This is a genomic window from Achromobacter sp. JD-1, from assembly GCF_038594925.1.
Classification (GTDB): Bacteria; Pseudomonadota; Gammaproteobacteria; order Burkholderiales; family Burkholderiaceae_B; genus Achromobacter; species Achromobacter spanius_C.
In genome coordinates this window covers 18349-41196 of sequence record NZ_JBCGCS010000018.1, presented here as the reverse complement: position 1 = coordinate 41196, position 22848 = coordinate 18349, and the positions used below count along the sequence as shown (strand labels likewise).

Sequence of the window (22848 nt, the reverse complement as noted above, 5' to 3'; positions counted from 1 at the left end):
CGGTAGCGCAGGTAACGGCCTTCCTGCTCAACCGTCAGCAGGCCGGCCTGCGTCAGCGCCTTCAGGTGGAACGACAGGTTGGTGGGCGGCAAGCTGAGTTCGGTGGCGATCTGGCCGGCCACGCAGCCGCCGGGCGCCGCCCGCACGAGCAGCCGGAAGATGTCCAGCCGCACGCCCGAAGCGAGCGATTCGAAGACGATGACCGCAGTGTTTTTATCCATGTGGCGAATACTACAACAATTGTTGAACTATTGAAATTTTCGCTTTATGCTGGCGTGCCTGGCCGAAGACGGCGGCGGCAACCCCTGTCCATCCCGGACAAGGCGTGTTGCCTTCGACCTGCCCACCGCCAGTAACGCCACTTCAACCAATGAGCCCGAATCATGACTGACAAGGTCTACAACGTACTGTTTCTCTGCACCGGCAATTCCGCACGCAGCATCATGGCCGAGGCGCTTCTCAACACGGTGGGCAAGGGCCGCTTTCGCGCTTACAGCGCGGGCAGCCATCCCGGTGGGACCGTCAATCCGCTGGCGATCGAAAAAGTCAGTGTGCTGGACTATCCGACGGACACCCTGCGCAGCAAAGGCTGGGATGAGTTCGCCCTGCCTGATGCGCCGCAAATGGATTTCATCATCACGGTATGCGACAACGCCGCTGGCGAGGTTTGCCCCGTGTGGCCCGGCCAACCCATTTCGGCGCATTGGGGTTTCGAGGACCCGGCAGCGGCCGTGGGAACGGAAGACGAACGCCGCCGCGTCTTTGAAAAGGTCTTCCGCCAGATCTCGGCGCGTATCAGCATCTTTGCCAACTTGCCCCTGGCCACGCTGGACAAGGCCGCCATACACCGGGAGCTGAAGCAGATCGGCGCCGATACGCCCGCGGCCTGACGAGACGCCCCCATGTTCGCAGCGCTATCGATCTTCATCCTGACCCTGATCCTGGTCATCTGGCAGCCTCGCGGCCTGGGCATCGGCTGGAGCGCCAGCCTGGGCGCGGTGCTTGCCCTGGTCGCGGGCGTGGTGCAGGTGTCTGACATTCCCGTGGTGTGGAATATTGTCTGGAACGCCACGGCCACGTTCATCGCCGTCATCATCATCAGCCTGCTGCTGGACGAGGCCGGTTTCTTTGAATGGGCGGCGCTGCACGTGGCGCGGTGGGGCAGGGGCAACGGCCGCGCCTTGTTCGCGTTGATCGTGCTGCTTGGGGCGGCGGTGGCGGCGCTGTTCGCCAACGACGGCGCCGCGCTCATCCTGACCCCGATCGTGATGGCCATGCTGCTGGCCCTGGGCTTCAGCCCCGGCGCCACCCTGGCCTTTGTGATGGCGGCGGGTTTCATTGCCGACGCCGCCAGCCTGCCGCTGATTGTGTCGAACCTGGTGAACATCGTGTCGGCCGATTTCTTCGATATCGGTTTCAACCGGTACGCGGCAGTGATGGTGCCGGTGAACCTGGTGGCCGTGCTGGCATCGCTGGCCGTCTTGTTTCTGTACTTTCGCACGCGCATTCCGCGACGGTATGACGAAAGCCAGCTCAAGCCGCCCGCCGCGGCCATTCATGACCTGAATACGTTCCGGTCGGGCTGGGCGGTGCTGGCATTGCTGCTGGTCGGCTTCTTTGGCCTGGAGCCGGTGGGCGTGCCGGTCAGCGCGGTGGCGGCCCTGGGCGCGGCGATTCTGCTGCTGGTGGCCGGACGCGGCCATCGGATCAGCACGCGCAAGGTCATCCGCGAGGCGCCATGGCAGATCGTGATTTTTTCCCTGGGGATGTATCTGGTGGTGTATGGCTTGCGCAACGCCGGTCTGACCCAGTACCTGGCAGACCTACTGACGCGCTTGGCGGAGCAGGGCATCTGGACGGCCACGTTTGGCGCGGGGTTCATGGCGGCGCTGCTGTCGTCCATCATGAACAATATGCCCACGGTGCTGGTGGGTGCGTTGTCCATCGACGCCAGCCAGGCAAGCGGCGTGGTGAAGGAAGCGATGATCTACGCCAATGTGATCGGCAGCGACCTGGGTCCGAAGATCACGCCAATCGGCAGCCTGGCCACCTTGCTTTGGCTGCATGTGCTGGAACGCAAGGGCATGACGATTTCCTGGGGCTACTACTTCAAGGTGGGCATTGTGCTGACGTTGCCAGTGCTTGCCGTGACGCTGGCCGCGCTGGCGATCCGGCTGAGCTGAACCGCCGGCGCGGATGACGCTAAACGCTGCCGACTTTCTTCAAGGCTTCCAGATTGCGTATCTGCAGGTTGCGTCCTTTCACGGTGAGCAGCGAGGCCGTGCGCATCCGTCCGAACGTTCTGCATACGGTTTCGATCGTCATGCCAAGATGGTTGGCGATGTCTTCGCGGCTCATTTTCAGCGTGAACTCGCGCGCCGAATAACCGTTGGCGGCCATCTGTTCGGACAGGTTCACAAGAAAGCGCGCCACCCGGCCCTCGGTCGTCATGCAGCCCAAGGCCGTCAGCAGGCGCCGAAACTGATTGACCTCTTGGGCAATGAGCCGGTTGAGTTCCTTGGTGGCCGCCAGGTCGTAGCTGCACTGCGACATCAGTTCGTTGAACGGCAGCACGCACACCAGCGAATCTTCCAAGGCGATGGCGTCGCATTCGTGGGTGCCGGTGGCGATGGCGTCCAGCCCAAGCAAGGTGCCCGAGATCGGAAACGCGGCAATCTGCTCGGAGCCTGATGGGTTGGTCACACGGATCTTCGCGGACCCGGCACGCAAGTAGTACAGATTCGTCAAGGGATCGCCCGCGCGGTAAACGGGTTCGCCCCGGTGCACCAGCCGCCAGTTGCGCGTGGCTTGATGCAGCGGCGACGCGTAAGTCGGCGAGTGATGCAGCGACCAGGCGCCGTTAGCCGGACCGGCGCGGCAGATCCGGACCATGCCACATGCGTCGCAATCGCCCGGTGCGCGCACGGGGCCGTCATGGTTGGCGTTGCGCGACGTGTCGACGCCGCTGCGGGGAATAGGGGAATGTTCCATGCCTGCACCTCACTTCCGATGAAGATGGCTGCGGGTCAGAAAGAAGGCGTTGCGGGCCATCGCGCACGCTTCAACGCCGAGTGTGCCCGATCATCCAGGCCGGCACTATCAGCGCAGCCCGCCAGATTCGGCGCGAAATCGCCTACGGCTGTAGGCGCATTCCTACAGGGGGCCCGGGCCGTCCTGCTCGTCGAACAGGCGGTGCTTGATGGCGTAGCGCACCAGGTCGGCCTGGTTGCGTAATTGCATCTTGACCAGGATCCTGCCTTTGTACGTGCTGACCGTCTTGATGCTCAAAAACAATAAGCGCGCGATGTCCGAATTATTCAGCCCCGAGGCCAGGTATCGGAACACGGACAACTCCCGGTCCGACAAGGAAAGATGGGGCTGGCCGCTGATGTCGCCATGCCGTTCGAAGACAATGCTCTCGGCAAGCGAGCGGCTCAGGTAGCGCCCGCCAGCGGCCACCTGGCGCACCGCCTGCACCAGTTCGTCGGCGGCGCTGTCCTTGGTCAGGTAGCCCGCCGCGCCGGCCTTGATCGCCTGCACCGCGTACTGCTGTTCACCGTGCATCGTCAGCACCAGGATCGGCACGGCCGGGAACTCGGTTTTTATCTGGCGGATCAGGCCCACCCCGTCGCGGCCCGGCATCGACATGTCCAGCACCAGCAGATCCCAGGACCGCACGGCAAGTTGCCGCAGCGCTTCCGAGCCATCACGCGCTTCGCCCGCCACCTGGATGTCGCCCGCCTGTTCAAGCAGACGCCGCAGGCCTTCCCGCAGCAAGGTGTGATCATCGGCAAGCATCAAGGTGATCAATTCATTTCCCCTGGCAGATCCGGATGATGGATGGGCATCCTGGCCTCCAGACGGAACCCGCCCTGTTTACGCGTGGTGATGGTGACCTCGCCATTCAGCAAGCGCACGCGCTCGCGTATGCCTTGCAAGCCCAGCGACATGGGCAGCTTCTTGGAAATGCTGTCGGGGGTGGTGCCGACGCCGTTGTCCTGCACGGTCAGCGTGCAATGGTTCTGGGTACAGGACAGGCGCACCAGTACTTTTGTGGCTTGCGCATGTTTGGCGATGTTGGTCAGGGCTTCTTGCACGACCCGAAAGAGGGTGGTGGCCACCCGCTTTGAAGGCTCGTTGGGGTCGACGTCGATATGCGCTTCGGTGTCAATCCCATAGCGCGAGACAAAATTCGCCACCAGCCATTCGACGGCGGCGGCCAGGCCCAGGTCGTCCAGCATGACGGGCCGCAGATCGGATGCAATGCGCCGCAGCGATGTGAACGTGCTCTTGACCAGGCCGCGCATGACGCGCACGCGCTCGCGGGCGGGCGAGTCGTTCGTGCCGAAGCTGGATTCCAACTGCGACAGTTCCATGGTCAGCGCCGTCAGGCTCTGGCCAAGGTCGTCGTGCAGTTCACGGGCGATGTGCTTCTTTTCCTGCTCACGCACATGCAGCAAGGCGTTGGACAGGCGGGTAAGTTCATCGCGCGACGCGCGCAACGCCTGATCGATGCGTTGCCGTTCGGTGATGTCTCGCAGGAAAATGGAAAGAAATACGCCGGATTCCGTGCGGGCCTGAGAAATCGACGCTTCCATGGGAAACTCTTCGCCGTTTGCCCGCAAACCCCAGAGCGGCGCGCCCAGGCCCATCTGGCGGTCAGAGATGCCGGTGTCCTGAAAGCGGCTGACGTGCTTGGCGTGCAGCGCGCGGAACCGCACGGGAATCAGGATGTCCAGGCTGGCGCCGATGAGGCAGGCGGCGTCGCGTAGGAACACGCGCTCAGCGGCTGCGTTGAACACCACGATGCGCTGCTGTTCATCGACCGTGATGATCGGCTCGGTGGCGGACTGAATAATGTCGACTAGCGGGGGAGCGCTGGACGAATTTCTCATCGCATTGGGTTGCCCTGTGCCGTGGCTGCGTGGAACAACTGCCGATTATTGCAGCACACATTTGCCAGGGAATCTACAGGGCGATGATCTGTTCCCTGAAGCGGCAAAGGGACGCATCGCATTCCTCGGCCAGCACATCGTATTGCTTCAGCAGCAGGACGGACTGTGGTTGCTTGGCGGTCAGGGTGGCGATGTCGTCCACCGCCCGAAAGCCCCCAAAGCCCGACATGACACAAATCACGGAATAGGCCGGCAGCAACGCAGCCTGGTCTTGCAGAAAAGCGCGCATGGGCGCCGCCAGCGACCGCATCCATACCGGCGCGATCAGAATGACATGGTCAAGCGCGTCCAGCGGCGGGCCGTCATAGCGGAACGCCGGGCTACGCTTGAACACGCTGTCGACCACGCAGCGCAGGTCGCCGCGCAAGCCAAGCCGGGGCTGGGCGTCGCGGATTTCCCAAGCGGGCCACCCGGACAAACTGGCCAGCCGTTGCGCTACCGACCGCCCGGTTCCCGAACGCGAATAGAAAACGATGCCTGTGCGCGACGACATGGCGGTTCCTTGTTCATGGAGCATGCTCAGGCTTCCTGCGCCAGCAGGGCGCGGAGGATGTCGCGCCGACTGACCACCCCGACCAGCTTGCCGTCGCGGGTAATGGGCACCCGCTTGATGCCGGCTTTGAGCATGACGTCGGCAATCTCGGACAGGTGCGCCGTGTGGTCCAGGGTGATGACCGGGCTGCTCATGACGGTTGCGGCGGTGCGCTCGCCCAGTTGCAGGCTGTGCAGGAATTCCAGGTTCAGCGCCTCGCCTTCGGCCAGCAGCGACAGCCAGTGGTCCCATTTCTTTTGATGCTCGCTGTCTTGGCGGCGCACCAGATCGCCTTCGCTGACCAGGCCGATCAACTGGCCGTTGTCGCCGGTGATCATGACGGCGCTGATGTTCTTGTCCAGCATGGCCCGAATAATGGTGGATACCGGGGTTTTTGCGCTGACGCAGAAGGGGTCTCGGGTCATCAGATCGCTAGCCAGCATGATGTTTCTCCTGGGTGCCGGAATCCGCGTTCCGGCGTCCGGCTCTATGGTTCCATCTTGATCCGGCGGGCGCGGCCCATCTTGATTTTGGTCAAGCAATGGCGCATGTTTGCACCCGGACCCGCCCACCGCGTGCGACGCTGCACGGGCCATCCTCATCAGGAAAAACCATGCCACCCAAGCCAAGATTGCGTTTTCTGGGCGCTGCCGGCACCGTCACCGGTTCGCGGCACCTGCTTGAGGTGCAGGGGCGGCAGGTGCTGCTGGATTGCGGCCTGTTCCAGGGCGTCAAACCCTTGCGCCTGCGCAACTGGGCGCCGTTTCCCGTACCGCCGGGCAACATTGAAGCGCTTGTGCTGTCGCATGCGCACCTGGACCATTCCGGCTACTTGCCCCGGCTGATGCGCGAAGGGTTTCGTGGGCCCATCTATTGCTCGGAGGCCACGCTTGCCCTATGTCGCATCCTGCTGCTGGACAGCGCGCATCTGCAGGAGGCGGATGCCGACTATCTCAACCGGCACGGCCTGTCCCGGCACCAGCCCGCGCTGCCTCTGTACACGATTGCCGACGCGCACCGCGCCATTGCCGCCCTGCGCCCGGTGGACTTTGATACGCCCCAGGCCTTGCCGGCGGGGTTGCGCTTTACCTTGACGCGCGCGGGCCACATCCTGGGCGCGGCAGTAGTGCAGGTGGACTACGACGGCGGCAGGCTGGTGTATTCCGGCGACCTGGGCCGCTACGACGACCCGCTGATGCCGCCGCCCCACCCAGTGCAAGAGGCGGATTACCTGGTGCTGGAATCCACCTATGGCAACCGGCTGCATGGCACGCAAGACGTGCTGGATGCGTTGGCGGACATCATCGGCCGCACCATCGCGCGCGGGGGCACGATCATCATTCCCTCGTTCGCCGTGGGCCGTGCGCAGCTATTGCTGCTGCACCTGCACCGCCTGAAAACCAGCGGCCGCATCCCGGCAAACCTGCCCGTCTACCTTGACAGCCCGATGGCCAGCGCCGCCGTGGAAACCTATCTGCAGCACAGCGCCGACCAACGCCTGCCGCCCGCCGACGCCCAGGCTGCGTATCGCGTGGCCACCTGCGTCAGCGATGTGGAAGCGTCCAAGGCGCTGGACCGTTCCCCCATGCCGAAGATCATTGTGTCGGCCAGCGGCATGGCTACGGGCGGGCGTGTCATTCATCACCTGAAGCACTTCGTGAGCGATCCGCGCAACACCATTCTGTTTGCGGGCTTCCAGGCGGTGGGAACCCGTGGGGCGGCCATGCTGGATGGCGCCCGCAGTGTCAAGATACATGGTGAATACGTACCGGTTCGGGCAGAGCTGGACAACCTGTCGATGCTGTCCGCCCATGCCGACACCGACGAGATCCTGCGCTGGCTGCGCGGCTTCACCCGGCCCCCCAAAGAAACCTACATCGTGCATGGCGAACCGGCGGCGGCGGACGCGCTGCGCCTGCGCATCAAGGACGAGCTGGGCTGGCGATGCCGCGCCGTGGAGCAGGGTGAGGCCGTGGAACTGGACTAGGGGCAGGCTGCTCAGGACGTTCCATCCGGGGCACGCACCAGCAGCACGGGCGCCGTCGCGCCGCGTGCGATGGCCTCGGCGCTGCTGCCCAGTACCGCCCGACGCACGCCGCGCCGCCCGTGGGTGCCCATCACGATCAGCTCCGCGTCCCAGTTGTCGGCTTCGTCCAGCACGCGCTGGTGCACCGTCCGGTCCAGGTTCTCGTACAGCACACTGTCGGCATCGATACCCGCCGCGCGCGCCGCGCCCACCGCGGCCTCGAGCAGCTTGGCGCCGTTTTTGCGTGTCACATCCAGCAGTTCACCCGCGTGATAGCGATAGGCGTCCGCGGTCAACGCAAAAGAAAGCTCGTCAACGACGTGAATCACGCGCAGGCTGGCCTGCGTCAATTGCGCCAATCGTATGGCTTCCTTCAAGCCCACCTGAGAGGTGGCGCTTCCATCGATGGGCACCAGGATACGTTCGTACATGATGAATCTCCCAAAGCAGCAGAAGGGGAAGAGGGCGCGCGGACTGGCCGCCTGTCAGTTGACGAGCACCACCGGGATGTGAATGGTGTGCAGCACTTTCATCGCCACCGAGCCCAGCAGCAGGCTGCCAGCCGCGCCCAGCCCGCGTGAGCCCATGACGATATGGTCGCAATGCTGTTCGGTGGCGTAAGCCTTGATGGTGTCGGCCACGTTGCCCACCCGAAGCTCGGCCTGATACATGACGCCAGCGGTATCCAGGGCGTCCTTGGCCTTCGCCAGCGCGGTCTTGGATTCGTCTTCGTAGTAATCCTGGAGATCGGCCGCCGAAATGAAGGTCAGTACCGTGCCGGACACGATGGGAAGCTGCACATTCAGCAAATGGATGGTGCAGGGACCATAGTCGCGTACGTGATCAATCATGTAGCGCACGGCCCGCAGGGAATTTTCCGAACCGTCGACGGGGATGAGTACGTTCTTCATGGTGTCTCCAAAGGGCACAGTAGGCGGCGGGTGACAGGTCTACCCGCCTGCTGCCAGCATGACGCAGCGCCGAAGCAAGGTGTTGATCCACATCAAACTTTTTCAAACAGGCCGTGCGATGCTTGGCATGCCGCCCGGCACAGGAAACCCAGCCATGCAAGACACCTTGAAGGAACCCCACCCCGCCCAACCTTGGCACGCCCAGGCGGGCGCCACGGTGTTGGACGCATTCAAGGCCACCCCAAACGGGCTGGACCAGGCCGAAGCCGAGTCCCGCCTGGCCACCTTCGGCCCCAACCGGCTGCCGCTTGCCCGCCAGCGCAGCATGGTCAGCCGCTTTCTGGCGCAGTTCCACAACGTGCTCATCTACGTGTTGCTGGGATCCGCCGCCATCACCGCGCTGCTTGGGCATGGCGTCGACACCGGCGTCATTCTGGCCGTGGTCGTGGCCAACGCCATCATCGGCTTTCTGCAGGAAGGCAAGGCGGAGAAGGCAATGACAGCGATCCGCCAGATGCTGGCGCCGCGCGCGAACGTGCTGCGCGACGGCGAGCGCCGCAGCATCGCGGGCGACGCGGTGGTGCCAGGCGACATCGTGCTGCTGGAGGCCGGCGACCGCGTTCCCGCGGACCTGCGCCTGCTGTCCGCGCATTCCATGCGGGTGCAGGAAGCCGTGCTGACCGGTGAATCGGTGCCGGTGGCAAAGCACGTAGCCCCCGTCGCCATGGATGCCGCCTTGGGCGACCGCTCGGCCATGGCCTACTGCGGCATGCTGGTGGCGGCCGGGCAGGGCAGAGGCGTCGTGGTGGCCACGGGCTTGCGCACGGAAATTGGGCGGATCAGCACGCTGCTATCCACGGTTCAGGCGCTGGCCACGCCCTTGGTCAAGCAGATGGATGTGTTCGGCAAATGGTTGACCGCCTTGATTCTTACCATCGCGGCGCTGCTGCTGGTGCATGGCTATTTCGTCCATGGTTACGAATTCACCGAGCTGTTCATGGCGGTGGTCGGACTGTCGGTGGCGGCAATTCCCGAAGGGCTGCCGGCCGTGCTGACCATTACGTTGGCCATCGGCGTGCAGGCCATGGCCCGGCGCAACACCATCGTGCGGCGGCTGCCCGCCATCGAAACCATCGGCGCGGTGTCTGTCATCTGCACGGACAAGACCGGCACCTTGACCCGCAATGAAATGGTCGTGGCCACGGTCCTGGCCCGGCGCCATGTGCTGACGCTTGACGGCGTGGGCTACGACCCGAAAGGGCGCATCCTGCTTGACGGCAGGCAGGTGGATGCGCAAGGCCATGGGGTGTTGCAGGAGCTGGCGCGCGCCAGTGTCTTGTGCAACGATGCGGCGTTGCGGCAACACCGCGGCAACTGGGCGGTGGAGGGCGACCCGATGGAGGGCGCGCTGCTGGCGTTTGCAGAAAAAACCGGGGCGGATGTGCAGAAGCTCAGGGCAGGCTGGACGCGCACGGACGCCATTGCCTTCGATTCCCAGACGCGCTTCATGGCAACGCTGTGCCACAACCATGAACGGCAAGCCTTCATCTATGTAAAGGGTGCGCCGGAACGGATATTGGCCATGTGCGCCAATCAGCGCGCGGCCGAGGGCGGGGTGGAGCCCCTGGACGCGCGTTATTGGCAAGCCGAATCCGACCGCATCGCCGCCAGCGGCCAGCGCCTGCTTGGTGTTGCGGTGCGCGCCGTGAAGCCCACGCACACCGTGCTTGAAAACCGCGATGTCGACGGAACCTTGACGCTGCTGGGCATGGTGGGAATGATCGACCCACCAAGAATCGAAGCCATCGAAGCGGTGCGCGCCTGCCGCGCGGCCGGCATCGGTGTCAAGATGATTACGGGCGACCACGCCAAGACCGCCGCCGCCATCGGCGCACAGATCGGCCTGCAAGACGCCCGCACGGTGCTCACCGGCGCCGACCTGGACGGCCTGAGCGACGCCGCGTTGCGCCAGGCGGCGCAAGATTGCGACATCTTCGCCCGCACCAGCCCCGAACATAAATTGCGCTTGGTCATGGCCCTGCAATCACAAGGCATGATCGTGGCGATGACTGGCGACGGCGTCAACGACGCCCCGGCGCTGCGGCGCGCCGACGTAGGCATCGCGATGGGAGAGAAGGGCAGCGAAGCCGCCAAGGAAGCGGCGGAACTGGTGTTGGTGGACGAGAACTTCGCGTCTATCGTCGCCGCGGTGCAAGAGGGGCGTACCGTCTACGACAACATCAAGAAGGTGGTTAGCTGGACGCTGCCCACCAATACCGGCGAGGCCCTGACGGTGATCGTGGCATTGCTGGCCGGCACCAGCCTGCCCGTGACGCCTATTCAGATTCTTTGGATCAACCTGGTGACCGGCGTCACGCTGGGCCTGGCGCTGGCCTTTGAACCCACCGAAGAAAACACCATGCGCCGCCCGCCCCGAGCCCGCGACACCCCGTTGATTGGCGGCGAACTGGCCTGGCACATCGTGTTGGTAAGCGCCTTGTTCCTGCTGGCTGTGTTCGGGGTTTTTCACTATGCCAGCCTGCAGGGCCATTCGATGGCGCTGGCGCACACCATGGCGTTCAACACGCTGGTGGTCATGGAAATCTTCCATCTGTTCTTCATCCGGAACATCTACGGGACATCCCTGACATGGAAGGCGGTGGCGGGCACGAAGGTGGTCTGGACAATGGTCATCGCCGTGACCGCCGCGCAGTTTGCCGTGACCTACTTGCCGCCATTGCAGGCCATCTTCGAGACCGAGCCCGTGCCACTACGGGATGGGGCGCTGATTGTCGGCATAGGCGTCGTGCTGTTCGCCGTACTTGAAATCGAAAAGCAGATCCGGCTGGCGATCAGACGGGTCGGAAAGGCGGCGGACCCTTATTGACTCAGGTCGAAGTTCGGAATGTACAGGCTTACTTTTCAGGAGCGTTAGCCGTGGTTTTCTGCCGCAATTGCTTGCGGTATGCCCCCAGTTCCGATAGCCGCATCCCTTCGGGCAACACCCGGTGCTTGGAATGGCCGACACGCTGCGCGGCGTAGATGCCGCTGTGACCGGAAAAAAGGTACGCGGCGATGCAGGCGATGGCGGCAAATGGCGCGATGTCCGGGCCGAACAGCTCGATGGCCATGACAATGGTGGCGATTGGGGTGTTGGCGGCGCCCGCGAACACGGCGACGAATCCCAGACCCGCAAGCATCGAAAAGGGCAGATGCAAAAGAGGCGCCAGCGCATTGCCAAGCGCGGCGCCGATGTAGAAGAGGGGGGTGACCTCCCCGCCCTTGAAGCCCGAGCCTAGCGAAGCCACCGTGAACAGAAGCTTGCCCAGGAAATCCCAAGGCGCAACCGGTTGCTGGAAGGCCTGCACAATGGACGGAATGCCCAGGCCTATATAGCGGTAGCCGTCAAGCGCCCACACCGCCACCGCCACGACGACACCGCCAATGAATGGCCGCAGCGGCGCGTAGGACACATGCCGCTTCATGAAGCCGCCGATTGCGTGGGCGCTGTTGGCGAAGATCATGCCGATCAAGCCGAACAGAATGCCGGCAAGCACCACGCTCAGAACACTTACCAGGCCCAAGGGAGCAATCTCCAGCACCGAGTAATGCGTGTGGTGCACACCTAGAAGCAGACCGATCTGGTCGGCCGCGATGGCGGCCACCACGCACGGGAACAGCGCGTCGTAACGCATGCGGCCGATTGCCAGCACCTCCAGCCCGAAGATGGCGCCGGCCAATGGCGTGCCAAAGACAGAGGAAAAACCGGCGGCGATACCCGCCATGAGAATGATGCGCCGGTCTTCGGGACGCATGCGCAACACATGCGTGAGTTGGTCGGCAAGCGCGCCACCCATCTGTACCGCGGTTCCTTCGCGCCCGACGGAGGCGCCGAACAGATGCGAAACCACCGTGCCGCCCAGCACCATGGGCACCATGCGCAGGGGAATGACCTTTTTGGGGTCGTGGATCTCGTCAATGATCAGGTTGTTGCCGGCCTCAACGGGCCGGCCCATGCGTAGATAGCACCAACCGACGGCAAAGCCGGCAAACGGCAACAGCCAGATCAACAAGGGGTTTGCTTCGCGGGTGGAAGTCGCCCAATCCAGTGCATGCAGGAAAAAGGCGGAGGCGCTGCCGGCCAGGCAGGCGACGATGAAGGACAGGACCAGCCACTTGCCGATATAAGGCAGGAGATCCAGTTGTTCCAGACGGGTTGAGCGCGGCATAAGATCAGGAGTCGAGGGACAAGAAACCCCCTGATCCGCGCAGCCATAGGACGCAAAAAAAGCCCACAGCCCCGGCAAGACCAGGGATCTGTAGGCATCATCAGCCGCGGTGAACAGAACGCGGCGGTTAACGGAGGAATGCCATCTCCGAAAAGCGTTGCGATGGTAGCAGGCGGCTAAAGCCGAGGCAAGCAGCGGTTGTGCGAGGGGATTACGCCGTGCGATTTCATCAACCCGAATCAGTTGTTTGGCTGGCGCAAGCTGTACCAGAACGGCAGCCTGTCTGCGGTCAGTTCGGGAGAGGAGGTGGTGCCTGCTTCAGAACTGTCGGAGGCGCTGGCCCAGGTCCGTGAACTGCAGCGATTGCTGGGCAAGAAGACGATGGAGAACGAAATCCTGCGGGAGGCGGTCGACGTCATGAAATCCCGAAAGTGGATTGCGCGCTCACCCTCGTTGCCAGAGGACGACCAGTGAAGCGAGGCTGCCGTGAATGCCAAACGCATTTATCGGGTTTTGCGCTGGACTGTTGCGATCGCGAAGCGTTGAGCTGGGCGACCACCACTGCGGGGCACAGCGGCGACATCGTCCGCGATGTGATGCTGGCCGCCGTTGAAAGCCGCTTCGGTGGCACCTTGAAACCGCCTCACCCCATTGAGTGGCTAACCGACAACGGCTCGGGCTACATCGCCGAAATTAGTCCTTCCACTCGCGAACGATTTGAGCTAATTCGTCACGGGATACTTTTCTGGCTTTCAATAACGCCGCAAGTTCTTCGCGCGTCAGTGGATAGTCTGAGATAAGTTTCTGCAGGTCAGCTTTTGGTATCGGGAAGGCCCAAAGCGCACTTTCTGCGCCGGCCATACTGTCAATGCGTTCCGCTGGAGGGGTTCCTTTATAGTTCAACTCGACAAGGTAAGTACTGTGTCCTTCAGCGAAAGATTGCTGGTGGTATATCACCGTGCCGACAGGCAATAAATGGTGATTGGTCTCATCGTTGGGTGCGGAAATCAACAAGGGTTCAGTAGTACGAAATGCGAACTTTCGGTCCATGGATTTTTCCTTAAAGAAATGCGCTGCCGTAGCGATACCTATCACTGTGATCGCTGCGGCAGTTAGTCCGACGACGTATTTGGTGTTAGGGCCTGCTGCCATGCGATTGGACTCGGTACGGTTGCTTGATATCTGACGCTTCCAACATTTCTTTCAAATCACCTGGCATGAAGATGCGGCTCGGCCATCCCCTCAGTTTCGCAGCAGACCTCTCGACAAAACTCATGCCTCGACGGTTCATGGGTTTTTTCGACGAACTTGCGGGAGAGGCAAATGCCGGTATTCCTCCGAAGCTACCGCCCACAGCGGTCGCATAACTTCCTTCGATATTCTGAAAACGCACCCTCTGACTGGGTATCAGTCTGGGAGGACCAGGACACCGGCAAGCGCACAAGTCACCTTCCAGCGCGACTTGCCGCCCTTCGTAATATTCGGGGATGCGTGGGCCGATGCAGACGATGGAGCCCATAGATTGGCAACTCCCGCAAGCGATCTTGTCGCCTTCGGTGGCGAGCTGCTTATCCAGCAAAATGTGAGGGCGGCGACGATGTTGACCACTGCGTCAATGGGAAACCGGCTGCTGGGGCGGTGTTTAGGGTCGCTGCTGCTAGCAGGTGATTGATGTTTACATACCCGTCTGGCGATGCTGCCATATTCGCCATGGGGTGGGATTGCCCAATTGCGGCATTCAAGCGGTGAAAATGCCCGTCGGGAAACATTTGTTTTCCGACATATGCCAAATGCGTAGGGGGTCAGTTTTTTCAGACTGGAATGCGGCACGGCCGGGTCAGCTGCAATCCTCGTCCATCGAGAGCATCACATCTCGCAATTTCAGCACCGGTGCACAAGAGGTATCGTGGTGAGTCACCAGCGAAATCGCCAGGGCTTCATAGGCGTCTTCATCGCTTAGGTCCACAAACTCGACATGTGGCGTGGAATAAGCGCGCGTCACACCTGGCACCAGGGCCACGCCCAGGCCACTGGCGACAAGACTCACCACGGTTTGCACCTGGATGGCTTCCTGGCTGATGCGCGGCGAGAAACCCGCTTTGCGGCATAGTGCCTGCGTCACGCCGTTCAGCCCGGGCACCTTATCCGGTGCGTACATCACGAATGGCTCTGAACGCACAGACTGCAGCGCCACCCGCCCGCCGGTCAAGGGATGGGCGGCTGGCAGTGCCAAGATCAGACTGTCGCGCTCGACGACCCAGGCCGACAGCGATGGGTCTTCGGCCAATGGCCCACGCACCAGCGCGGCGTCAATCTCATTGGCCCGCAGCATTTCCGCCAGGCGCACGGTACTGTCCTCGCGCAGTTCCAATTCGACGTCGGGGTAACGGTGGCGAAAGGTCGGAAGGTAGCGCGGCAGCAGCATATAAGTTGCCGAGCCCACGAATCCCAGGCGCAACCGGCCCAATTCCCCCAGCGCCACGCGCCGCGCCGATTGCCGCGCCTGGTCCGCATGGAACAGCGCACGGCGCGCATCCTCCATCAAGGCGGCGCCAGCCGCAGTCAAAGACACGCCCTTGGCACCGCGTTCAAGAAGCTGCACACCCACAATGTGTTCCAGTTTCTGTATCGACACTGATAGGGCCGGCTGGGCGATGCGCAGCGCTTCAGAGGCGCGGCGATAGCTGCCAAGTTCAGCGATGGAGATGAATTGGCGCAACTGTCGAAGGTCCAGGCTCATAACAAATCTTATATCGAACTATAGCGACGCGATATTAGACGATTATGTTTCGGGTGATTAGGATTTACGAATGACTAGCCTAATTGACTCCGAACGCAGCGCACTGGCCGGTGTGCGTGTGCTGGACCTGACCTCCGTCGTGTTTGGCCCGTATGCCTCTCAGATATTGGCCGACTACGGCGCCGATGTGATCAAGATAGAGGCGCCCGGAGGTGACTCTACCCGCCGCACCGGCCCATGCCAGGAAGACGGTTTGGCCGCCATTTTCCTAGGCATCAATCGGAACAAGCGCAGCGTGGTGCTGGACTTGAAGCAGCCCGACGCCCGCGATGCGCTGTTGAAAATGTTGGATCACGCCGACGTGCTGATGCACAGCATGCGGCCAGCCAAGATGGCGCGCCTGGGACTGGATCCTCAAACCCTGTGTGCCCGTCATCCCCGATTGATCTACGCGGGTCTCTACGGTTTTGGCGAGGGTGGGGCATACGCGGGCATGCCGGCTTACGACGACATCGTGCAGGGGCTGGCGGGCGTGGCCGACATTACGCAGCGGCAAGGCGGCACGCCGCGCTACCTGCCCACCATCGCGGCTGACAAAACCTGTGGGTTGATTGGCGCGCACGCCATCCTGGCCGCGCTTTTCCAGCGTGAGCGCACCGGTCGCGGACAACAACTGGAAGTGCCCATGTTCGAGTCGATGACCTCTTATCTGCTGGTAGAGCACTTCTATGGCCGCCACCTGTGCGATGAGCCAGGGCCCGCGGGCTACCCGCGCGCGTTGGCGCCGTGGCGACGCCCCTACCAGACCGCCGACGCCCACCTCTGCATGATGCCGTATACCGATGCGCACTGGCAGCGCTTCTTCAACGAAACTGGCCACCCCGAACTGGCCCAGGACGCGCGCTTTGCCGATATTGCCGCGCGCACCCGCCATATCGATGAACTGTACGAACGGGTAGGTGGCATCGTGATTCGCCACGACAACGCATATTGGTTGGCCCTGTGCCAGCGCCTGGAAATTCCCGCGGCGCCGGTCAATCGGCTGGAAGACCTGGAACAGGACCCGCACCTTCGTAGCGTGGATTTTTTTGTACCGCTGCAAAGTGCGGCTGGCCACCGCTATCAGTTTGTTCGCAACCCTGTGCGTTTACAACATTCGCACGTGCCGCCAACGATGCCCCCACGGCTGGGCGAGCATACGCGGCAGGTCTTGCGCCAGGCAGGCTTGGACCCCGATCACATCGCACGCCTGCTAAGCAGCGGCGCCGCCCACGACGCTGCCACCGCGCCAGCGTCCCTTTCCCCTCCGGAGAACATGTAATGAACGATCCCACTTTGCCCGTCATGTTGGGCCAAGGCTACTACTGGCAGGACCTGAGGCTGGGTCAGCGTTTTCGTACGTTTCGCCGCACTGTGACAGAGACCGACATCGTTAATTTCATCAGTGTCACCGGCATGCTGGAAACGATATTTATCGACGCCACCTATGACCGCGGCGCCATTCAGGGCCGGCCCGCACCTGGCGCGCTCACTTACGGCCTCATAGAGGGTCTGCTAATGCAAGGCATGGTGCAGGGCACAGGCTTGGCCTTGCTGGAAGTGCACAAGAAGATGCTGGCGCCGGTCGTGGCTGGCGACACGATTTGGGCCGAAGTGGAAGTCACCGGCATACGTCCCACGTCGCAGCACAATCGCGCGGTGGTCAATTCAACGATTGACGTGCACAACCAGCACGACAAGCGGGTGATGACGTACACCGCCACCCGGATGTTGGCGGGCCGACCGGCCTGACGTCCGGACGCTCAAGTAGTACCCCAAAACAACGACAACACCAGGAGACAACATGAAAACCATTATCCGTACAACGGCTGCCTTGGCAGCCATTATCTGCGCCTGCGTCGCTCCGATCGCGCAAGCCGCGTGGCCGGAACGCCCGGTAACTGTCGTCGTGCCTTTCCCGCCTGGCGGCCCCACCGACTTGGTGGCCCGCGTGCTTGCCAAGCAACTGGCGGACCAGACGGGGCAGACCTTCGTGGTGGAAAACAAGGGCGGCGCCAACGGCAACATCGGGATGCAATATGTCGCGGCCGCCAAGCCTGACGGTTATACGGTGCTGTACAACACCTCATCAATCGCGCTGAGCCCCAATCTGTACCGAAACCTGCCTTTTGATCCGGTCAAGGATTTCGAAGCGGTCTCCTCAACCGCAATCATTCCCCTCGTGCTGCTCGCGCATCCGTCCCTGCCAGTCAAGAACGTGAGTGAGTTCGTCAGCTACGCCAAGGCTCACCCCGGCAAGCTTTCCTACGGGTCCGCCGGCGCTGGCAACGTCACGCACCTGGGCGCTCTGTTGTTCTTGCGTTCGGTGGGTATTGACGCGGTACACGTGCCTTACCGCGGCAGCGCGCCCGCCATGACAGACCTGGTCGGTGGCCAAGTGCAGTTCATGACGAACACCTTGAACGACTCGCTGGGCTTCGTGCGCGACGGCAAGCTCAACGCGCTGGCGGTCAGCAGCAAGGCTCGTAGCCCGCAGTTGCCGGATACGCCCACCTTGGCCGAAACGGTAGTGCCTGATTTCGAAATGGGCGCGTGGCAAGGCATGGTGGTACCCGCCGGAACGCCAACCGATATTGTCAATGCCCTCAACACACAGATCCGCAAAGCCTTGCAATCACCCGCGCTGCTCAAGCAGTTGCAGGCCCAGGGCGCGCAACCATTGGGCTCAACCCCTAGCGAATACAGCGACTACATTCGCGCCGAAATCAACCGTTGGAAGGACGTGGTGAAGGCCGCCAACGTACGGCTGGATTGACCGGCACAGCCCATCTGACGCTCAACGGGATGCAACATGATTGACACGCTTGAACTGACCCACTTGCCCGCGGAGGATGAGGCTTTGCGGCACGACATCCGTCTATTCCTGGATCAGGAACTGCAAGGCATGGCTCCCGAAAAGCGCGCGCGCTCGTGGATGGGCTTCGACGCCGCCTTCAGCCGGCGCCTGGCCGAGCGTGGCTGGCTGGGTTTGACATTGCCGCGCGAATACGGCGGACAGGCGCGCGGGCATTTCGCACGCTTCGTGCTATCCGAAGAGCTGCTGGGCGCGGGCGCGCCGGTATCCGCGCACTGGATCGCTGATCGCCAGAGTGCCCCCTTGATCCTGAAGTACGGTACGGAAGCACAACGCCAGTTTTATCTGCCGCGTATCTGCCGCGCCGAGGCGTTCTTCTGCATCGGCATGAGCGAACCCGGCTCTGGATCGGATCTGGCCAGCATCCGCACGCGCGCCGAGCCCTTGAAGGAGGGCGGCTGGCGGCTGAATGGCAGCAAGATCTGGACGACCAATGCGGACCGATCGCACTACATGATTGCGCTGGTGCGCACTTCTGGAACGCCCGACAATCGCCATCAGGGTTTATCGCAGCTAATCGTTGACCTGTCGCTGCCCGGCGTGACGATCCGTCCCATCGTGGATCTGGCGGGCGACGCGCATTTCTCGGAAGTGTTTTTTGATAACGTGGCACTTCCGCCTGACGCCTTGATCGGCGACGAAGGCGCGGGCTGGCAACAAGTGAATGCGGAATTGGCGTTCGAGCGCAGCGGCCCCGAGCGTCTGTACTCAAGCATGGCGCTGGTGGAATGTTGGTTGGCGCACTGCCGCGCACAGGGCGGGCAGGAAAAAACCACCCATGTCGCAATGGGCGAGATCCTGTCGCAGCTCGCCGTACTTCGCGCAATGTCGCTTGCGGTCGCTGGCCAATTGGCACAGGGCCGCAGCCCTGCGACCGAAGCCGCGCTGGTCAAAGATCTGGGCACCGAACTCGAACAACGCATTCCCGCACTGATTGCACAAGCGCTGGGAGAAGCGCCCGAATGCCCTCTGCCGGGAAGTTTGCTGCGAACCCTGGCCTATCTGGAACAAGTCAGTCCCACCTTTTCGCTGCGCGGTGGAACGCGGGAAATCCTGAGGGGCATCATCGCGCGTGGCCTGGGCCTGAGATAAGGAGCATTACGTGGACCATCTTTTTGGCGATGCCGCAGAACGGCTGTTTGCCCAGCACTACACGCCCGCCGTCGTGCGTGCAGTCGAACGCGGACAGTCGGCACAGACCGCGTGGCAAGCCTGCCACGACGCGGGGTTTCTGGACGCGCTGGTAGCCGAAGCAGACGGCGGGGCGGGTTTGCAACTGGGAGACATCCTGCCCGTGATCCATGCGGCTGGACGCCACGCCGTGCCCGCGCCGCTGGCCGATACCGTGCTGGCTCGCGCCTGGCTGCGGGAAGGCGGCCATGCCCCGCCGGACGGACCCATCGCCCTTGCGCCGTTCGGATTGAGTTCTCAGGACGACCGCCTGACGTTATCCGCGGCGCCTTGGGGCCGCGTGGCGCAATGGATGCTGGCCGCGGACGCGCGTGGCATTCACTTGCTGCCTGTAGACCAAGCCAGCGTCATACCGACTGGCGGTCAGGGTAGTTTGAGCGCGGACCTGTCCTGGCCGACGGGTGCCGGCAGCGTGGTATCGGCTGCGCCATCTCAGTCAGCCATATCACCAAACACGGTTGATGGTGGTGCATTGCCTGGTCTGCCCGAACTGGCCGCGCTCGCCTACACCGGCCTGATAAGCGGCGCAATGGAACGGATCCTTGAACTGACCCTGGACTACGCGAACCAACGAACGCAATTCGGCAAGCCCATCGGAAGGTTCCAGGCCGTGCAGCAGCAACTCAGCATTCTGGTTGAACAGATCTGGGCGACGCGCATGGCGGCCCAACTGGCGTTTCAAAGCGACAGCTGGGCGCCAAGCCCCTTGCTGGCTGCCGTGGGCAAGGCACGTGCCAGCGCAGCGGCAGTCATGGTGGCCGACATCGCGCACGCCGTCCACGGGGCCATTGGCGTTACCGAGGAATACGATCTGCAGCTCTACACGCGCCGTCTTCGGGAATGGCGTCGGGCTGCTGGCGCCGAATCCTACTGGTCTGCGCGCATCGGGCAGGATGCATTGCGAACCGACAGCGCCGCATCGGCGCTGGACTACGTGCGCACCCTGTTGTCGACACCGACCCGCTGACCCAGCCGCGCCTATTTTCGACCCTTGAGCGATTTCATGAAGCGCTGCGCGCGCGATACGGCGTCGTGCGCTTCGGCCGAGAGTGCCGCCACGAAGCGTTGCGCGGCCAGGCTCAGCGGGCGGCGCGGATGGTTCACCACCACCAGTTGGCGTTGCATGTCAGCATGAATGCGCCGCACCGACAGGGCGCCCGCGTCGAGTTCGTGCGCGATGGCGCTGATGGGCAGGATGGTGGCCCATGCGCCCGACTTGACCAGTTCCAGCGTGGGGGTCAAAGCGTCCATCTCCAGGCGCGGGCGTGCAGCAAGGCTGCGCTTCTTCAAGACCGGATCGATGATCGCGCGCAAGCCCTGGCCCAGTGACGGCACGATCAGCGCGCCGATGGGAAGATCGGCGAATTCCACGTTGCGCAGCGCGCTGTCCGACGCCGTGACCAACACCAGTTCCTCGCTGACCAGCGGTGTGGTCTCCAGGCTGCGCACCGGCTGGATCAGATTGACGATGGCGACATCGAGTTCGCCCGCATCCAGCCGCTCCACCAGCCCCGCGCTGTAGGCCTCCGTCAAACGGATGGTGACGTCTTTGTTTTCGGCGGTGTAAACGGAAAGGGCGCGCGGCACGATGCTGGCGCCCAGCGACGGCACCGTCCCCACGCGAATCAACCCCGACGTGTCGCCGCTCAGGTCCAGCATGCGCTGCCGCACGCTTTCGACTTCTTTGGACAGCGGCAACAGCATCTTGTAGAGGTCGGCGCCCGCGGCCGTGGGCGTGACGCCGCGGCTGGAGCGTTCGAACAACTGGACCTTCAAGGTCTTTTCCAGCTTGGCCAGTTGCGTGCTCAGCGCGGATTGGACAATTCCCAATTCGGCCGCGGCGCGCGTCATGCCGCCGTTGCGGTACAGGCAAAGAAAGCACTCGATCTGGCGCAGATCCATGGTGTGTGGGGGCAGTGTGAGAAAACCGGATTATAGGGAGGCAGGGCCACTGTCGGGCCCCATGGTACGGGTTAACGATATGCTAATAATAGATTGTGTGTAGCTATATTATTAAAAAAAGAGATGGCTTTGGCGATCCTGCGGCAAAGCCGACATAGCGAGGAGACAAGACGTGGAAACCAGTACGAAAGTGTTAGGTGCCGTCGCGTTGGCGGTAGTCGGCATGTGTGGGGCAGGGGGGGCAAGCGCTCAAGACGATAAGGTGAAGATCGGCTTCGTCACCGACATGAGCGGACCTTATTCCGATTTCGACGGCGCGGGCGGGCTGGACGCCATTCGCATGGCGGTCGCGGATTTCGGCGGGAAGGTGCTGGGCAAGCCTATCGAGGTTCTTGCGTCCGACCACCAGAACAAGGCCGATATCGCGTCGAACCGCGCGCGCCAATGGTGGGACCAGGACAAGGTGGACCTGGTGATCGGCGGCTCGAATTCATCGGCCTCGTTGGCGATCAGCACGATTGCCGCCGAAAAGAAAAAGGTCTTCATCAGCGCGGGCGCGGGGGCCGACAGCCTCACTGAAGAAGCCTGCACGCCCTACACGGTGCGCTACACCTATTCCACGTCCGCGCAGGCGCGCGGCACGGCGGCGGCCATGGTGCAGCAGGGCGGCAAGAGCTGGTTCATGCTGACCGCCGATTATGCCTTCGGCTATTCGCTGGAAAAAGCCAGCATGGATGTGGTGCGGGCCAGCGGCGGTTCGGTCACGGGATCGACGCGCCATCCGCTCAATACGTCGGACTTCTCTTCCTACCTGATGGTGGCGCAGGCGTCCAAGGCGCAGGTGCTGGGTCTGGCCAATGGCGGCGGAGACCTGATCAACTCGATCAAGACCGCCAAGGAATTCGGGATAAGCGACAAGATGCGGCTGGCCGGGCTGATGGTCTTCATTACCGACATCCACAGCCTGGGCCTGGACACCACCGCCGGCATGTACCTGACCGACGGCTGGTACTGGGACCTGAACGACCGTTCACGCGAATTCAGCCAGCGCTTCTACGCGCGCAACAAGAAGATGCCCACCACCTTCCAGGCGGGCGACTATTCCGCTGTCACCACGTACCTGAAAGCCGTGGAGCGCGCCGGAACGACGGACTCGGACGCCGTCATGAATGCGCTCAAGTCCATGCCCATCGACGACATGTTCACCAAGGGCTATATCCGCGCCGACGGCGCCATGGTGCACGACATGTACCTGATGCAGGTCAAGTCGGCCTCGGCATCCAAGGGCGAATGGGACTACTACAAGAAGGTGGCCACCATTCCAGGCGAGGAGGCCTATGCGCCCACCCAGCCCGGCATCTGCAAGCTGAACGCAAGAATCTGAGCGCGGCGGGCGGCGGGCCGGCCACAACCGGCTCGCCCCGCAAGCAGGTCTTCATCCACACACC

Annotated in this window: 21 protein-coding genes, 2 pseudogenes and 1 riboswitch; of the genes and pseudogenes, 11 read left to right on the top strand and 12 right to left on the bottom strand. The window is 62.7% G+C overall.

Translation table 11 applies throughout. The features are described 5' to 3' along the window. Nucleotides 1-38: 38 nt before the first annotated feature. A pseudogene (locus WBR68_RS23465) lies at nucleotides 39-221 on the bottom strand (helix-turn-helix domain-containing protein); the annotation flags it as partial. Between the two features lie 162 nt (nucleotides 222-383). Here WBR68_RS23465 and WBR68_RS23460 point away from each other — a divergent pair. After that, on the top strand, nucleotides 384-890 hold the full coding sequence (locus WBR68_RS23460; protein ID WP_050444793.1) for an arsenate reductase ArsC: 507 nt from the start codon (nucleotides 384-386) through the stop codon (nucleotides 888-890). A gap of 12 nt (nucleotides 891-902) precedes the next feature. Continuing rightward, complete coding sequence (locus WBR68_RS23455) at nucleotides 903-2183, top strand: arsenic transporter (protein WP_230695397.1); 1281 nt, start codon at nucleotides 903-905, stop codon at nucleotides 2181-2183. 19 nt (nucleotides 2184-2202) lie between these two features. Here the strand turns inward: WBR68_RS23455 and WBR68_RS23450 are convergent, their stop codons facing one another. The 5 genes from WBR68_RS23450 to WBR68_RS23430 all read right to left on the bottom strand — a co-directional run bounded on the left by WBR68_RS23450 (nucleotide 2203) and on the right by WBR68_RS23430 (nucleotide 5930). Next, nucleotides 2203-2991 (bottom strand): helix-turn-helix domain-containing protein, encoded by a 789-nt coding sequence (locus tag WBR68_RS23450; RefSeq protein WP_230695396.1) that lies wholly within the window; start codon nucleotides 2989-2991, stop codon nucleotides 2203-2205. A gap of 162 nt (nucleotides 2992-3153) precedes the next feature. Continuing rightward, nucleotides 3154-3810, bottom strand: a complete 657-nt coding sequence (locus tag WBR68_RS23445; protein ID WP_050444795.1) for a response regulator — start codon at nucleotides 3808-3810, stop codon at nucleotides 3154-3156. Continuing rightward, a complete protein-coding gene (locus tag WBR68_RS23440) occupies nucleotides 3807-4895 on the bottom strand; it encodes a PAS domain-containing sensor histidine kinase (RefSeq protein ID WP_050444796.1) in 1089 nt (362 codons plus the stop codon). The genes WBR68_RS23445 and WBR68_RS23440 overlap by 4 nt, the downstream gene beginning before the upstream one ends. Before the next feature lie 73 nt (nucleotides 4896-4968). Beyond that, nucleotides 4969-5448, bottom strand: coding sequence for a hypothetical protein (locus tag WBR68_RS23435; protein ID WP_127184588.1), 480 nt, complete (start codon nucleotides 5446-5448; stop codon nucleotides 4969-4971). Nucleotides 5449-5474: 26 nt separating this feature from the next. Continuing rightward, on the bottom strand, nucleotides 5475-5930 hold the full coding sequence (locus WBR68_RS23430; protein WP_050444798.1) for a CBS domain-containing protein: 456 nt from the start codon (nucleotides 5928-5930) through the stop codon (nucleotides 5475-5477). A 170-nt stretch (nucleotides 5931-6100) separates the two neighbouring features. Here WBR68_RS23430 and WBR68_RS23425 point away from each other — a divergent pair, with 170 nt between their 5' ends. Continuing rightward, complete coding sequence (locus WBR68_RS23425) at nucleotides 6101-7474, top strand: MBL fold metallo-hydrolase RNA specificity domain-containing protein (protein ID WP_230695395.1); 1374 nt, start codon at nucleotides 6101-6103, stop codon at nucleotides 7472-7474. 11 nt (nucleotides 7475-7485) lie between these two features. Here the strand turns inward: WBR68_RS23425 and WBR68_RS23420 are convergent, their stop codons facing one another. Both WBR68_RS23420 and WBR68_RS23415 read right to left on the bottom strand, forming a co-directional pair. Beyond that, nucleotides 7486-7944 carry a universal stress protein gene (locus WBR68_RS23420; RefSeq protein WP_050444800.1) on the bottom strand — a complete coding sequence of 153 codons (459 nt, stop codon included), beginning with the start codon at nucleotides 7942-7944 and terminating at the stop codon, nucleotides 7486-7488. Between the two features lie 54 nt (nucleotides 7945-7998). Further along, entirely contained in the window at nucleotides 7999-8424 is a 426-nt protein-coding gene (locus WBR68_RS23415; RefSeq protein WP_230695394.1) for a universal stress protein, read from the bottom strand. Nucleotides 8425-8578: 154 nt separating this feature from the next. On the opposite strand from WBR68_RS23415, the gene WBR68_RS23410 reads away from it, so the two are divergent. Beyond that, on the top strand, nucleotides 8579-11311 hold the full coding sequence (locus WBR68_RS23410) for a cation-transporting P-type ATPase (RefSeq protein ID WP_230695393.1): 2733 nt from the start codon (nucleotides 8579-8581) through the stop codon (nucleotides 11309-11311). 28 nt (nucleotides 11312-11339) lie between these two features. Here WBR68_RS23410 and WBR68_RS23405 read toward each other — a convergent pair whose 3' ends face one another. Then, a complete protein-coding gene (locus WBR68_RS23405; RefSeq protein WP_230695392.1) occupies nucleotides 11340-12653 on the bottom strand; it encodes a voltage-gated chloride channel family protein in 1314 nt (437 codons plus the stop codon). A gap of 84 nt (nucleotides 12654-12737) precedes the next feature. After that, nucleotides 12738-12811: riboswitch (Fluoride riboswitch) on the bottom strand. Between the two features lie 70 nt (nucleotides 12812-12881). Between WBR68_RS23405 and WBR68_RS23400 the strand changes: the two are divergent. Further along, nucleotides 12882-13345, top strand: a pseudogene (locus WBR68_RS23400) (hypothetical protein); the annotation flags it as partial. Between the two features lies 1 nt (nucleotide 13346). On the opposite strand, the gene WBR68_RS23395 reads toward WBR68_RS23400, so the two are convergent. After that, a complete protein-coding gene (locus WBR68_RS23395) occupies nucleotides 13347-13805 on the bottom strand; it encodes a hypothetical protein (protein WP_198158117.1) in 459 nt (152 codons plus the stop codon). A 685-nt stretch (nucleotides 13806-14490) separates the two neighbouring features. Then, nucleotides 14491-15393, bottom strand: a complete 903-nt coding sequence (locus WBR68_RS23390; RefSeq protein WP_230695391.1) for a LysR family transcriptional regulator — start codon at nucleotides 15391-15393, stop codon at nucleotides 14491-14493. A gap of 70 nt (nucleotides 15394-15463) precedes the next feature. On the opposite strand from WBR68_RS23390, the gene WBR68_RS23385 reads away from it, so the two are divergent. Genes WBR68_RS23385 through WBR68_RS23365 form a run of 5 tightly spaced genes read left to right on the top strand, consistent with a single transcriptional unit; the run spans nucleotide 15464 to nucleotide 20465 of the window. Next, nucleotides 15464-16714, top strand: coding sequence for a CaiB/BaiF CoA transferase family protein (locus WBR68_RS23385; protein ID WP_230695390.1), 1251 nt, complete (start codon nucleotides 15464-15466; stop codon nucleotides 16712-16714). Beyond that, complete coding sequence (locus tag WBR68_RS23380) at nucleotides 16714-17184, top strand: MaoC family dehydratase (RefSeq protein WP_050444808.1); 471 nt, start codon at nucleotides 16714-16716, stop codon at nucleotides 17182-17184. Before WBR68_RS23385 ends, WBR68_RS23380 begins: the two co-directional genes overlap by 1 nt. A gap of 52 nt (nucleotides 17185-17236) precedes the next feature. Continuing rightward, nucleotides 17237-18208 (top strand): Bug family tripartite tricarboxylate transporter substrate binding protein, encoded by a 972-nt coding sequence (locus tag WBR68_RS23375; RefSeq protein WP_050444809.1) that lies wholly within the window; start codon nucleotides 17237-17239, stop codon nucleotides 18206-18208. A gap of 36 nt (nucleotides 18209-18244) precedes the next feature. Beyond that, nucleotides 18245-19399: an acyl-CoA dehydrogenase family protein gene (locus WBR68_RS23370; protein WP_230695389.1), complete on the top strand. Its 1155-nt coding sequence runs from the start codon at nucleotides 18245-18247 to the stop codon at nucleotides 19397-19399. A gap of 10 nt (nucleotides 19400-19409) precedes the next feature. Then, nucleotides 19410-20465: an acyl-CoA dehydrogenase family protein gene (locus tag WBR68_RS23365; protein ID WP_230695388.1), complete on the top strand. Its 1056-nt coding sequence runs from the start codon at nucleotides 19410-19412 to the stop codon at nucleotides 20463-20465. 11 nt (nucleotides 20466-20476) lie between these two features. On the opposite strand, the gene WBR68_RS23360 is transcribed toward WBR68_RS23365, so the two are convergent. Then, nucleotides 20477-21400: a LysR family transcriptional regulator gene (locus WBR68_RS23360; RefSeq protein WP_127184581.1), complete on the bottom strand. Its 924-nt coding sequence runs from the start codon at nucleotides 21398-21400 to the stop codon at nucleotides 20477-20479. 223 nt (nucleotides 21401-21623) lie between these two features. Here WBR68_RS23360 and WBR68_RS23355 point away from each other — a divergent pair, with 223 nt between their 5' ends. Continuing rightward, nucleotides 21624-22784, top strand: coding sequence for an ABC transporter substrate-binding protein (locus WBR68_RS23355; RefSeq protein WP_050444994.1), 1161 nt, complete (start codon nucleotides 21624-21626; stop codon nucleotides 22782-22784). Nucleotides 22785-22848 lie beyond the last annotated feature (64 nt).